Below are 12466 nucleotides of genomic sequence, written 5' to 3'. Positions count from 1 at the left end.
GGCGGCGTTTTCCATCGCGGATTTTTTGAATCGATGAAGCGCGCTTCGTGCCGTGCGGCGCACGGCGCGGGCGCGCGGGAGAAACCGATGAAGCAACGATTCGATCGTGTGGCGCAGGCGCGCCGCCGCGTGCTGCGCGGCCTCGGCGGCGCAGTGCTCGCATATGGCCTTGCGGGCGCGGCGACGCCTGTCGTCGCGCAGCCGGCCATGCAACCGGCCATGCAGCCGGCCACGCAGTTGACCGCGCAATCGGCCACGCAGTTGGTCACGCAGTCAGCCGCGGCCGCGGCGACGCCCGCGTCCGCCGGGCAGCCGCAGCGCGCGCCCGGCGGCTCGCCGAAGCCCGCTGCCGGCAAGCGCGTCGCGATGCTCGTCCAGCTCGGCGGGCCCAATCTGAAGACGGACGAGCGGGCGAAGGCGCATCTGGAATCGCGCGGCTACGCGGTGCGCTTCGTCGACGAAGCGCAGCCCGTCGACGCCGCGGCCGACGCCGATCTCGTGATCGTGTCGTCGAGCGTGTCGAGCAAGCGCGTCGCGCGCGGCTGGCGCACGCTCGCGAAGCCGCTGCTGACGTGGGAGAACGATCTGCTCGACGATTTCGCGATGACGGGCAAGCGCCACGACGTCGATTTCGGCGAGACGGGCAAGGCGCGCTATCTGTGGCTCGTGAATGCGCCGCATCCGATCGCGGCGGGGCTGCCCGCGGGCACGACGAACGTCTACGGCCGGCAGGCGTCGATGAGCTGGGGCAAGCCCGGGCTCGGCGCGAGCATCGTCGCAACCGTCTACGGCGAGCCGGACAAGGCGGCGATCTTCGCCTACGAGAAAGGCGCGACGATGGATTACGAATCGCTCGCGCCCGCGCGGCGCGTGATGTTCTTCCTGAACAACGACACGTTCGGCAATCTGTCGCCGGAGGGCGTCGCGCTGTTCGACGCGGCGATCGACTGGGCGGCGGGCTTGCGCTGAGCGGCGGCTCTGGAGGCGGAGCGCGGCAGCCGACGACTCGGCGTCCGGCAACTCGCCATCCGACGACTCAGCATCCGGCAATTCGGCAACTCGCCGTTCCGCAACTCGCCATCCGGCAACTCGCCATCAGCGGACGTCGCGCCCGCCGCTTCACGCGTGGCCCGCCTCGCGCGCGAGGCGTCCGCGCCCGAATGCAGACCCGAGCACGAGCACCGCGAACACGAGCGCGCCGCTCGCCACCTGCTGCCAGTAGAAATTCCACCCGATCAGGAGCAGCCCGTTCGCGACGAAGCTGACGAGCAGCACGCCGACCAGCGTGCCGACGACGTTCGGCCGGCGCGTCGCGGATAGCGTCGCGCCGATGAACGTCGCGCCGATCGCGTTCAGCAGATACGCGTTGCCCGCTTGCGGCGCGTACGACTTGACCGTCGACGACAACACGAGCCCGGCGGTGCCGTAGATCAGCGCGCTCGCGACGAACGCGCCCGCCGCGAGCGCGCCGACGCGCAGCCCCGAGTAGCGCGCGACGCCCGGTTGCGCGCCGAGCGCGCGTGCCTGCCGGCCGAGCGTCGAATGCTCGAGTGCGAGATGCAGCGCGATCGCGAGCGCGGCGACGATCCACAGCGGCAGCGCGACGCCGAACCAGGCGCCGTGCGCGAGCGCGTCGAACGCGGGCGGCGGAGCGGCGCTCAGCAGGTAGATCGGCTGTCCGCCGCCCGTCGCGAGCTGCTGGATCGTCTGGCCGATGAAGAGCGTGCCGAGCGTCGCGAGAAACGGCGCGATCCCGAGCCGCGTGACGAGCAGCGCATTGCCCGCGCCCACCGCGAGCGCCGCGCCGAGGCCCGCGAGCGCGGCGGGTGCGAAGCCCGCGCGATGCGCGAGCGCCGCGACGAACGCGAGGCTCGCGACGTCGATCGCGGTGCCGAGCGACAGATCGATCGCGCCGATCGACAGCGCGAGCGTCATCCCGAGCGCGGCGATCGCGAGGAGGGCGAAGTTGTTGACGAGCACGCGCTCGACGTTCGCGAGCGTCGCGAAGCCGGGCGCCGCGACCGCGAAGAACGCGAGAACGGCGACCAGCGCGCCGACGGCGGCGAAGCGTTGCAGGCGATCGAATGCGTCATGCATCGAAGGGACCCTCCGACTGGTGCCGGCGCAGCAGCGCGACGGCCGCGACGACGAAGAGAATCAGCGCGCCCTCGACGCCGCTCACCCAATAGCTCGACACGTTGTTCAACTGAAAGCCGTTCGCGAGCACGCCGACGAACAGGACGGCGACGAGCGTGCCGGGGATCGTCGGCACGAGCCGCCGCGAGAACACCACGCCGAGCAGCACCGCGGCGACGACGGGCAGCAGGTAGTCGCCCGCGCCGGGCGCGCTGCCGCTCAGGAGCGCCGACGACGCGAGCGCGGCGAGCGCGGCGGACAGGCCGCTTGCGAGATAGCTCGACGCGACGTGGCGGCGCGCGTCGACGCCCGCGGCGAGCGCCGCCGCGCGATGCGCGCCGACCGCGTGCAGCCGCAGCCCGTAGCGGGTTCGGTGAACGAGCACGCCGAGCGTGGCCGCGACGCCGACGAGCGCGTAAGCCAGCCACGCCGCGCCGAACGGGCCCGCGCCGACGAGCGCGCCGAGCAGCGGGCTCGCCGACGGCACCGGCGTGTTCTCGGTCAGCACGAGCTCGAGGCCCGCGCAGACGTTCATCGTCGTCAGCGTCGCGAGGAGCGGCAGGATTCGCAGCCACGCGACCGCCCACGCGTTCACCGCGCCGACCGTGACGCCCGTCGCGCAGGTCGCGGCGATCGCGAACGCGTCGCCGTGCCCGTCGCGCGTGAGGACCGCGAACACCGCCGCGCACAGGCCGAGATTGGCCGCGATCGACAGGTCGAGCCCGCCTTTGACCGCGTCCGCGCCGCCGCCGATCATCACGATCGTCAGGCCGAACGCGAGCAGGCCGGTGACGGCGCTTTGCTGCAGCACGTTGCCGAGGTTCGCGAATGTCAGGAAGAGCGGCGAGCCGATCGAAAAGCCCGCGAATACGAGAGCGAGCGCAAGCCATGCGCCGCCGCGAAGGAGGGCGCGGCGGTCGAGCGCATGGCCGAGGGCGCGGCCGCGCGCGTGCGGGCGTTGCGCGGCCGCCGCGTCATTCGCGCGCCGCGTCGCCGTGGCCGGGCGGCCGAGATCGAATGCGCCGCGGCTCATGCCGCCGCCTCCGCGGCGGGCGGCGCCGGCTTCTCGTCGCGCGACGCGTCGGCGGCGGCCGCCGCATCGTGCGCGCCGGCATCGCCTTGCCGCGGCTCGCGCGCGAGCGTCGCCCACGCGAGCACGTCCTGCGTCGTCGTTTGCGCGGACGCGCGCGCCGCGACGATCTCGCCGCGCGCCATCACGTACACGCGATCGGTCACGTCGAGCAGCTCGGTCAGGTCGCTCGAAAACAGCAGCACGGCGGCGCCCGAGCGCGCGAGCTCGTCGATCAGCCGGTAGATCTGGGCCTTTGCGCCGACGTCGACGCCGACCGTCGGCTCGTCGAGCAGATAGACCGACGACGCGCGCCCGAGCCACTTCGCGAGCGCGACCTTCTGCTGGTTGCCGCCCGACAGGAAGCGCACCGGCCAGTCGGCGCGCGCGGGGCGGATGTCGAGCCGGCGGATCAGCGCGTCGGCGGCGTCGGCTTCGCGGCGGCCGCGCATGAAGCCGAAGCGCGACACGCGCGGCAGGCTCGCGAGCACGACGTTCTCGCGCACCGACAACGCGAGCGCGACGCCGTGCGCGACGCGGTTCTCCGGCACGAGCGCGATGCCGTGCGCGACCGCGTCGCGCGGCCGGCGCACGCGCACGGGACGGCCGTCGAGCGCGACGCCGCCGCGCACGCCGCGCGCGAGGCCGAAGAGCGCGCGGATCACGTCCTTGCCGCCCGAGCCGAGCACGCCCGTCAGGCCGACGACCTCGCCGCGCCGCACCGCAAACGACAGCGGGCCGAAGCGGCCGGGCAGCGCGAGGTCGCGCACGTCGAGCGCGACCTCGCCCGGCGTGCGCGGCGCGGCCCGCTCGCGGCGCGGCGTCGCGCCGCGAGCGGTAGCATCGGTAGCATCGGTAGCATCGGTAGCATCGGCGGCATCGCCGTCGGCGTTTTGCGGCGCGCCGATCATCGCGGCGACGAGCGCATCGCGCGACGCGTCGCGCGCGTCGAGATGCGCGACGTCGACGCCGTCGCGCAGCACGGTCACCCGATCGCACACGCGCGCGATCTCGTTCAGGTAATGCGATACGTAGAGGATCGTGTGGCCGCCGGCGCGCAGCCGCTCGATCGTCTGCAGCAGCCGGTCGACCTCGCTCGACACGAGCGCGGCGGTCGGCTCGTCGAACACGAGGATCTCGTGGCGTCCGATCAGCGCGCTCGTGATCTGCACGATCTGCTGCTCCGCGACGGAGAGCTCGCCGATCAGGCGATCGGGCGGCAGATCGACGCCGAACTGCTCGTGCAGCACCGCGCGGCAGTCGCGCCGCATCCGGCCGACGTCGAGCGGCAGCAGGCGGGCGAGCCGCGACGCGCCGCCGAGCGTCGGCGGGCGCGGGAAGAACAGCGCCTCGGCGACCGTAAACGTCGCGGGCAGCAGGCGTTCCTGATGGATGAAGCCGATGCGGGCGGGCCGCTCGCGAGCGGAGCCGGCCGCCGCGGCGGAGAGCGTCGCCAGCGGCGCGCCGCCGACCGCGATCTCGCCTTCGTCCGGCGCGTGGAGGCCCGCGAGCATCTTGATGAGCGTCGATTTGCCCGCGCCGTTCTGGCCGATCAGCCCGTGCACGGTGCCGCGCGTCACCGCGAGCGACGCGCCGCGCAGCGCGGCGACGCCGTTGAAGCGCTTGACGACGCGCCGCACGTCGAGCGCGAGCGGCGCGCCGGCGTCACTCTTCGCGCGTGCGGCGCCCGCGTCGGCCGTGGCTGTCGACGCGGCGGATACAGCGGATACGGCGGATACGGCGGGAAGCGCCGCCGTCATCGCCGCGCGACCTCGGCGTCGGCGGACGCCTGCCCGAGCGTGCGCGGCGCGCCGCCCGCGTTGTCCTTGGTGACGAGCACCGACGGCACGAACGTATACGCCGGCAGCGACCGGTCGCCCGCCAGATAGCGCGCGACGTTGCGCACGGCGGTTCGCCCGATCAACGCCGGCTGCTGCGCGACGACGGCCGCCGCGCTCGATTTCGGATTCTTCACGAGCGCGACCGCCTCGGGGCTGCCGTCCACGGCGTACGTGCGGATCTCGCCGCGGCCGGCCGCGTCGACGGCCTGCGTCGCGCCGACCTGCGGGATGTCCCACGCGGCCCAGATCGCCGCGATCGAGCCCTTCGGATACTTCTGCAGCAACTGGCTGATCTGCGCATACGCGTTCTGCGCGGTGTTCGGGATCACGTCGCGCAGTTCGGGCTCGATGATCTTCACCTTCGGATACCACTTCAGCACGGCCTTCAGCTGGTCGTAACGGATCGCGCAGACGGGCACGCCGTAGAAGCCGTTGAAGACGAGGATGTTGCCTTCGCCGCGAATGTCGTTGACGAGCTTGAGCGCGAGCTGCGAACCGATCACGAAGTTATCCGATGTGACGACGTTCAGGCTCGATGGCGACGCGGTGTCGATCGTGAAGAGCGGTATGCCCGCCTGCCGGATCTTCTTGAGCCACGGTTCGAGCACGGACGCGGTGCCGAGCTGCTCGATGATCGCGTCGGGCTTCTGCGCGATCAGCGTCTGGATCTGCGCGATCTGGCGGCTGTCGTTGCGGCCGGCGTCGAGCGCGATCGGTGTGCCGCCGAGGCGCTTCACTTCGTTGACGGCGCCCTGGTAGGCCTGCAAGTCCCAGTAATGATCGGTGCCGGCTACCGTGATGCCGATCCGCTTGCCGGCGAGCGGCGGCGCGCGATCGGGCTGCTCGGGCGCAGCGGCGCGAACGGAAGCGGCGGCTAGACCGAGCGCGAGCGCGGCGGCGAACAGCGTGGACAGCAGGCGGGCGAGCGGCGGGAGCGGGCGTGACATGGTGCGTGAGCGTTCGGTGCGGGCGTTGAGACGAATGAACGATTCTGTGCAACGGCGGCGGCGAAGGGAACGATGGATTCGTGCTTTGGTTATGGGATTGCGGCAAATGCGCGGGCCGCACAAGCAAAGATGCGGAGCGGGAATCGACGCGGACGGCGAACCCGCGACAAAGCGGACGCTTTCGGCGCTAGGCTCTCGGCGTTAACCCTCGACCGTCATCCGGATTTTGTCAGGGTAATGAAAACCGATGCCGGAGCAATGCTGAATGAATTGTCCGGCGATCCGATAAATCAAAATGGAATGAATGAAAGCGAATGGGAAAATGGCGTCGCGCGAATAAGATCCGATGAAAGGAAGCCGCCGAAGCCTTGGCCGGAGCGGCGCGGAACAGGCGCGGAACAGGCGCGCTCGCTTCTGGAAAACCCGAATGAGCGGCGTGAGCGTGGCGCCTTTTGGCAAGAGAATCATGCGCTCGGATTCTTCGGTTCATTCGCAAACGATTGTATTTGATCGAATCGGGAAAACCATCGATTTATTATCGAAGGACTTAACCTAATTTTTAGATTCGGCATGCCGGCGTGCGCGAGCCGCGTGATAAGCTCGATCGACAGAAAACAATGAGGCGACGAAACGGGGGGCTCGCGATGGAACACGATATCCGGCCACTGAGGGCCACCAAGCGGCACGGCGCGGCGGCCGTGCTTGCGGCGGCTGCGCGCCCGGGCGCCGCGCACGGCGCCGAGGGTTTCGCCGGCATCCTGATCGAAGTGTTCGCGCGCGTCGCCGCGGCGCTCGCGCTAGGAATTTTCGCGTATGCGGCGTACATGCAGTGGCGGCTCGATCCGTCGCGGATCACGCTGATCCTGCTCGCGGTCTCGACGACGCTGACGGTCGGCTTGTCGCTGTTCGCCGAGCCGCCGAAACAGCGGGACTGGAGCCCGGTCGCGCTGTTCTTTTCGCTCGGCGGCACGTTCTACTATCTCGTCTTCCAGTTGAGCGCGAGCCACCAGTTGATCCCGGAGACGATCGGCGCGGCGATCCAGCTGTTCGGCCTGTTCTGGCAACTGTTCGCGAAGGCGTCGCTGAGAAAATCGTTCGGCATCCTGCCCGCGAACCGCGGCGTCGTGTCGCGCGGCGCATACCGGTTCGTTCGGCACCCGATGTATCTCGGGTACCTGATCATCGATACGGGCTTCCTGTTGACGAACTTCAGCGTGCGCAACCTGATCGCGGTCGCGCTGCAGATCGGCTTGCAGGTCGGCCGAATTCATCGCGAGGAGCGGGTCCTGTCGGAGGACGCCGCGTATCGCGCTTACCGGCGTTCGGTCCGCTATCGGGTGATCCCGGGCATCTTCTGATGCGCGCAGGCGCGCATCGGCCGGCCCGATCGCGCCGATCGCGCCGATCGACATCGCGCGGTTTCATCTTTTCGCCGGCCGCGCGCCGGGCCGGCGCTCGCTATCCGAATCGAAACGCCGCGCCCGCGCGTTGCCGGTTCGCGCGCGACGCGTTCGGACACCTACCAGAAATGCTAGGTTCGCGCCGCGGGCGATGTGACCTAGTATTCGTACTGGCTTCACGGACTGGCGGGGCGCGCTCCGGCGGGCCGGCGCCGCCAGCCGCCATGACCTGGCCCGCCTCGGGAGATGCGACATGGCTTACAAGAATCTCGTCAATCAAAGTGGATTGCCGCTCAGCATCGAACTGGTGACCCGTCAGGGCTCCGATCCCAGCCAATCCGGCGCGACGATCACCGTATCGCTGGCTGCCAACGGAAAGCAGACGGTCGAATACGGCAACAGTCAGAATCCGTACCTGAACGGGCTCGTCATCACGTCGGCGGCGAACGGCGCGTTCTCGAACGGCGCGCAGATCGTGACGGCGCGCGGCAGCACCTGGGACAACGTGCTGAACACCAACAACACGCTGACGTTCAGCGGGTCGGGTGGGCTGAACGTCGTCGGCTCCAATACGTGACGGCGCGGCGCTAGCGATCGGCCCGCCTGGCGCCGCACGGGCGCCGGGCGGGCATGCGCGGCGCGCACGCCGCAGCGCCTGCGCGCGTCACGCCGCCTTTTCCTTTTCTTCTTCTCGCTTGCCGGCCCCCGCGCCGATCTGCCATACGTACGGCGGCTCGGTTCCGTTGACGGCACGGTCTCCGACGATCCGCGCCTTGTAGACGAGCGGATTGTGCGACGCGACCGTGCGCGCGTTGCGCCAATGACGATCGAGCGCCTTCGCCGAGCTGATCGCCGACGCGCCGAGCGCGTCGAACAGATGCGTCGCCGCGCGCAGCACCAGCTCCGACACGACCAGTTGCCCTTGCGCCGATTCGATCTCGGCCGCTACGTTCGCATCGTGCTCGGCGGCGGCGTCGCCGCCGAAGCGGGCCTCGTATGCGCGTTGCGACGGCTGCGCGGCGCGCAGCGCGACCGCCTCGGCCGCATACGCCCACGCCGAGATCTCGCCGACGACCTGCAGGATCTGCGCATCGTCGCTCACGCGCGGCGCGTTGCCGTGGCTGTAGATCCGCTTGCGTTCGCGCACGAGCGCGCTCGCGTCGCGCTCGACCGCGCGGCCGATGCCCGCGAGCGTCGCGAGATGGAACAGCTGATAGAACGCGGTCTGATACTTGAAGCGCCGCGCGAAGTCGGTCACGTGCGCTTCGTCGACGTGCGCGTCGACGAAGCGCGTCGTGCCGCTGCCCGTCGTCGCCTGGCCGAAGCCGTCCCAGTCGTCGTCGCGGATCACGCCGGCCTGATGCGTGGCGACCGCGGCGATCACCGGGCTGCCGTCGTCGGCGCGCTGCGCGTAGACGTCGATCCAGTCGGCGAAGATCGCCCCGGTGCTGTAGTACTTCGCGCCGTTGACGATCCAGCGGCCGTCGCGTTTCGACACCCGCGTCTTCACTTCGCCGAGCGCGACGTCGCCGACCTCGGTCCACGCGTTGCCGACGAGCTGGCCGCTCGCGAAGCGGTCGAACCATGCCTGCGGCGCGGGGCCGGGCGGCGCATTCAGCGCGTCCTCGACGAACGCGAAGTGGCCGCGCAGCGCCTGCGGCAGATTCGAGTCGGCGGCGGCGAGCTCGATCAGCAAGCGAAAGAGCTGCGGAATCGACGCGCCGGCGCCGCCCGCCTGCACGGGCACGCGCACCGCGCCGAATCCGGCTTCCTTCAGCCAGCGAATCGGCTCGTGCGGCAGCGTGCGCGTGCGGTCGCGCTCGATCGCGCCTGCGGCGATGCGCGCGAAGATCGGGCGGAAGCGGGCCGCGAGCGTTTCGTAGTCGGTGCCGGTCGAGAGCGGATGATCGGGAAGTGTCTGGGGCATGGCTGGGTCCTCGGGTGAATGATCGAAAAGGAGATTCGACGGATGTGGGGCGGCTTGCGTGTTGTACGTCGCCCGGGCGAGAAATCGGGCGCGGCGGGGCGGCATCGGGCGGTTCGGCGATCCGGCTTTCGCGCATCCGGGCGTTGCCGTCGTTGAGGGCGCAGACGCGCGGACGATCGACGGCGAATGCACATGCATCGTTCGCCGTAGGGCGCTTGCCATGTGCGGCGCATCGCGATGTGTGGCGATGCGCCGCACGAATCGCGTATCGCGTATCGCAGATGACGCCGCCGAAATGCCGGATGCGGCGGTAAGCGACGCTCGACCCATGCGGATCGCGCGATGTCATGGCGGCATCGCGAAGAAGTCGGGACCGCCACGGCAGCCGCCCCGGATGTCGCGAACACATCGCGGTGCCGTCGCGCCGAACGTCGAACGTCGAACGTCGAACGCCGAACGTCGACCACCGACCACCGACCACCGACCACCGAACACCGACCACCGAACACCGACCACCGAACACCGAACACCGCGCGGCGACATCGCCTACGCCGCTTCGCGCGCGATCTCGCGATCGCCTTCGACATCGATATCGACGTCGCGCGCGGTCGGTTCGAAGCGAATCGCGGCCAGAAACACGATCGGCACGAACGCCGCGATCGACACGATCCAGAACATCCCGGTGCCGAGGCGCGCGTTGAGAATCGGCAGCACGAAGAGCGCGAACGCGCTGCCGATACCGGTCAGCGAGCGCCCGAAGCCGAGCCCCGTGCCGCGAATCGACGTCGGATACGACAACGCCGGATAGATCATCATCTGCGCGCCGGGGCCGAAGCCTTCGGCGAAGAGCCACAGCCCGAGCATCAGCACCGCGACGCCGATCCCGAGCGCGGTCTGCGGATGGCCGAGCAGCGCGAGCGCGACGAGCGCGACGACTTGCAGCGCGAAGCCGGCGATCGCGACGCGCCGCGACGGCTGTCGGTACGCGAGCCGCATCCCGAGCAGCCCGCCTGTCAGCGCGAACAGCACGTTGAGCGCGAGCGTCGCGGCGATCGTCTCGAACACGCCCGCGCCGAGGAACTGCGACAGGATCGTCGGCAGGAAGAACGCGATCGCCGTGTATTCGAACGGAATGCACAGATTCATCGCGCTCGCGACGAGCGTGCGCGGCAGATACGGCTGCCTGAACAGCTCGCGGAAGCTGACGCGCGGCTGCGTCGGCGCGGGGCGCGCGTCGTCGTCGGCCGCATGCGCGCGGATTCCGTACGATTCGCGCAGGATGCGCGCGGCGTCGCTCAGCTTGCCCTGATTCGCGGCCCACAGCGGCGATTCGTTCATGTAGCGGCTGCGCACCATGATGATGACGAGCGCCGGCACCGCGCCGAAGATCAGCGACGCGCGCCACAGCCAGCCCGCGTGCTCGGCGGGCAGCAGGAAATACAGCCCGAACACGATCAGGAAGCATACGGACGACGCCGCGTACCACATCGGGCACCACGCGGCGAGCCGCGACGCCTTGTTGCCGCGCCCGCTGAACTTCGAGAACTCGGAGAGGAACGCCATCGCGACCGGCAGATCGATGCCGACGCCGAGCCCCATCACGAAGCGCGCGGCGATCAGCACCCACACGTTCGGCGCGAGCCCGGCGGCGATCGCCGCGACGACGAAGAACAGCATGTCGGCCATGAACACCTGATAGCGGCCGATCTTGTCGGTGAACCAGCCGCCGATCAGGCTGCCGAGAATCGTGCCGATCATGATCGATGAGCTGACGAGCCCGCTCAGCGCGGGCGTCAGCGCGAATTCGCGAGTCACGTCCTGGATGCCGTACGACAGCGTCGTCAGATCGTACGCGTCGAGGAACACGCCGCCGAGCGCGAGCAGGACGATCACGCGCGCATGGCCGGAGCGCGAGCCCGACGAGTTGATGAGGCGCGAGACGTCGCTCGCGGAACGGATCGGCGTCGAGATCGGCGCGTCGAGATCGAGTGTGCTCAAGGGATGCTCTTCGGTCGGGGCGGTTCGGACGGGAAGTCGCAGTTATACGAAGCAGGCCCGCAAAACACAAAGAAGCAGTTTGCGATTCGTTATGAAGCGCAAGGCGATAAGCAATCGACGCGGCCGGGCGGCAAGCGAGGGGGAGCGGGAAAGCGGCCGTGGTTCGAGGCCGGAGATCGGGGAGAAGCCGCGCGCGGGCGGTTCGCGCGGCGCGACGTCGGATGGGCGCGCGGCGCGGCGGTCGGCCAGCGCATCGCTTCGTGCATCGGCTCGCGACGGCGTGCGGCGACGCGCCGTGCGGTGCGGTACGCCGCACGCGCCAGGCGGTTCAGCGCTGCAACCGCGGAAAGATGCACGGATGCATCTTCACGTACAGGGTTTGATTGACGCACGGGCGTCCGGCGTAGTCGACGACCTCGTTCGCCGGGCGTCGCGATTCGCGTTTCACGCCGCCGTCGTCGCCGGGCTTCGACGATGCGACGGATGGCCCCGCTTCGCCGGACCGGAGATCCTGGCGAAGCGGGGCGCAGGCTGCCAGCGCGATGCCGAACGCGACTGCGATGATCGGCGCTTTCATGATGTTCCTCTTGTCGTATGTCGTTCGATTCGAATTCGGCGCTCGCTGCGAGGCGATCGCGTCGGCGCCGGTTCGGGCCGCCGGGTGCGCGAATCGCCGGATGCGGAGCGCGTCGTTCGATGTGCTCACATGTTGCGCGGGCGACGCTGCGCGGACGTGATCCGAACATGACAAAGTTGTCGGCGAAGCGAGGCGAGACGCGTTCGACGTGAGCGATGCGGATGCATCGGAGAACCAAGCAAAGTGCTTTCGGCGAAGGCCCGGCGAACGCGACGCCGGGCCTTCGCCGAAGACGCAAGCGCAAACGCGAACGCAAGTGAACATGAAAGCGAAAGCGCCGCCGATCGCTTCGCGTCGCCGCCGATCGACACGCGCGGCGCGCATCCGCAAGCCGCGCCCTTGCCACGTGTGCGCGCAAAAAAAAGGTTCATCGCAGGAAACCGTGGAGGGTTTTCGAGCGATTGCATAATCTGACACCTGATTTTAAGGATGTCGGAGGAAGCAATTGCTCGATCGAAAGGCACTTCAGGCACTGGGCTGCTGGACAGGTTATCGGCTGGAACGTGTGGAA

Annotated in this window: 12 protein-coding genes; 4 read left to right on the top strand and 8 right to left on the bottom strand. The window is 69.6% G+C overall.

The window, feature by feature from the left end; all coding sequences use genetic code 11:
* Positions 1-87 precede the first annotated feature (87 nt).
* Entirely contained in the window at positions 88-969 is an 882-nt protein-coding gene (locus WS91_RS06210) for a hypothetical protein (RefSeq protein WP_059669974.1), read from the top strand.
* 150 nt (positions 970-1119) lie between these two features.
* On the opposite strand, the gene WS91_RS06205 is transcribed toward WS91_RS06210, so the two are convergent.
* Genes WS91_RS06205 through WS91_RS06190 form a run of 4 tightly spaced genes read right to left on the bottom strand, consistent with a single transcriptional unit; the run spans position 1120 to position 5993 of the window.
* Positions 1120-2097 (bottom strand): ABC transporter permease, encoded by a 978-nt coding sequence (locus WS91_RS06205; RefSeq protein ID WP_038746785.1) that lies wholly within the window; start codon positions 2095-2097, stop codon positions 1120-1122.
* The gene (locus WS91_RS06200; RefSeq protein ID WP_059669942.1) at positions 2090-3169 is read right to left on the bottom strand and encodes an ABC transporter permease; all 1080 of its coding nucleotides are present in this window, start codon (positions 3167-3169) and stop codon (positions 2090-2092) included. Before WS91_RS06200 ends, WS91_RS06205 begins: the two co-directional genes overlap by 8 nt.
* Positions 3166-4965: a sugar ABC transporter ATP-binding protein gene (locus WS91_RS06195; RefSeq protein WP_059669941.1), complete on the bottom strand. Its 1800-nt coding sequence runs from the start codon at positions 4963-4965 to the stop codon at positions 3166-3168. Before WS91_RS06195 ends, WS91_RS06200 begins: the two co-directional genes overlap by 4 nt.
* Positions 4962-5993: a sugar ABC transporter substrate-binding protein gene (locus WS91_RS06190; RefSeq protein ID WP_059669940.1), complete on the bottom strand. Its 1032-nt coding sequence runs from the start codon at positions 5991-5993 to the stop codon at positions 4962-4964. The genes WS91_RS06195 and WS91_RS06190 overlap by 4 nt, the downstream gene beginning before the upstream one ends.
* A 237-nt stretch (positions 5994-6230) precedes the next feature.
* On the opposite strand from WS91_RS06190, the gene WS91_RS36710 reads away from it, so the two are divergent.
* The 3 genes from WS91_RS36710 (at position 6231) to WS91_RS06175 (ending at position 7970) form a co-directional block, all read left to right on the top strand.
* Positions 6231-6503, top strand: coding sequence for a hypothetical protein (locus WS91_RS36710; protein WP_197422215.1), 273 nt, complete (start codon positions 6231-6233; stop codon positions 6501-6503).
* A gap of 134 nt (positions 6504-6637) precedes the next feature.
* Entirely contained in the window at positions 6638-7351 is a 714-nt protein-coding gene (locus WS91_RS06180; RefSeq protein ID WP_059582322.1) for a methyltransferase family protein, read from the top strand.
* Between the two features lie 295 nt (positions 7352-7646).
* Positions 7647-7970 carry a hypothetical protein gene (locus tag WS91_RS06175; protein WP_059582318.1) on the top strand — a complete coding sequence of 108 codons (324 nt, stop codon included), beginning with the start codon at positions 7647-7649 and terminating at the stop codon, positions 7968-7970.
* An 87-nt stretch (positions 7971-8057) separates the two neighbouring features.
* Here WS91_RS06175 and WS91_RS06170 read toward each other — a convergent pair whose 3' ends face one another.
* The 4 genes from WS91_RS06170 to WS91_RS37205 form a co-directional block, all read right to left on the bottom strand.
* Positions 8058-9320, bottom strand: a complete 1263-nt coding sequence (locus tag WS91_RS06170; protein WP_059582313.1) for an acyl-CoA dehydrogenase family protein — start codon at positions 9318-9320, stop codon at positions 8058-8060.
* A gap of 546 nt (positions 9321-9866) precedes the next feature.
* Positions 9867-11318: an MFS transporter gene (locus WS91_RS06165; RefSeq protein ID WP_059582309.1), complete on the bottom strand. Its 1452-nt coding sequence runs from the start codon at positions 11316-11318 to the stop codon at positions 9867-9869.
* A 328-nt stretch (positions 11319-11646) separates the two neighbouring features.
* Positions 11647-11895, bottom strand: a complete 249-nt coding sequence (locus WS91_RS36705; protein ID WP_059582556.1) for a hypothetical protein — start codon at positions 11893-11895, stop codon at positions 11647-11649.
* 125 nt (positions 11896-12020) lie between these two features.
* The coding region (locus WS91_RS37205) for a hypothetical protein (RefSeq protein ID WP_231751988.1) at positions 12021-12466 on the bottom strand (446 nt) is incomplete at its 5' end.

The organism is Burkholderia sp. MSMB1498, from assembly GCF_001526245.1.
Lineage (GTDB): Bacteria > Pseudomonadota > Gammaproteobacteria > Burkholderiales > Burkholderiaceae > Burkholderia > Burkholderia savannae.
Note: the sequence above shows the minus strand (reverse complement) of the source record. Positions and strands in the feature narration are given on the sequence as shown.

Bases quoted from the DNA above. Each gene is read 5' to 3' on its own strand.
- WS91_RS06195 (WP_059669941.1), bottom strand. From the start codon at position 4,965: ATGACGGCGGCGCTTCCCGCCGTATCCGCCGTATCCGCTGTATCCGCC.
- WS91_RS06190 (WP_059669940.1), bottom strand. From the start codon at position 5,993: ATGTCACGCCCGCTCCCGCCGCTCGCCCGCCTGCTGTCCACGCTGTTC.
- WS91_RS06210 (WP_059669974.1), top strand. From the start codon at position 88: ATGAAGCAACGATTCGATCGTGTGGCGCAGGCGCGCCGCCGCGTGCTG.
- WS91_RS06175 (WP_059582318.1), top strand. From the start codon at position 7,647: ATGGCTTACAAGAATCTCGTCAATCAAAGTGGATTGCCGCTCAGCATC.
- WS91_RS36705 (WP_059582556.1), bottom strand. From the start codon at position 11,895: ATGAAAGCGCCGATCATCGCAGTCGCGTTCGGCATCGCGCTGGCAGCC.
- WS91_RS06205 (WP_038746785.1), bottom strand. From the start codon at position 2,097: ATGCATGACGCATTCGATCGCCTGCAACGCTTCGCCGCCGTCGGCGCG.
- WS91_RS36710 (WP_197422215.1), top strand. From the start codon at position 6,231: ATGAAAACCGATGCCGGAGCAATGCTGAATGAATTGTCCGGCGATCCG.
- WS91_RS06180 (WP_059582322.1), top strand. From the start codon at position 6,638: ATGGAACACGATATCCGGCCACTGAGGGCCACCAAGCGGCACGGCGCG.
- WS91_RS06200 (WP_059669942.1), bottom strand. From the start codon at position 3,169: ATGAGCCGCGGCGCATTCGATCTCGGCCGCCCGGCCACGGCGACGCGG.
- WS91_RS06170 (WP_059582313.1), bottom strand. From the start codon at position 9,320: ATGCCCCAGACACTTCCCGATCATCCGCTCTCGACCGGCACCGACTAC.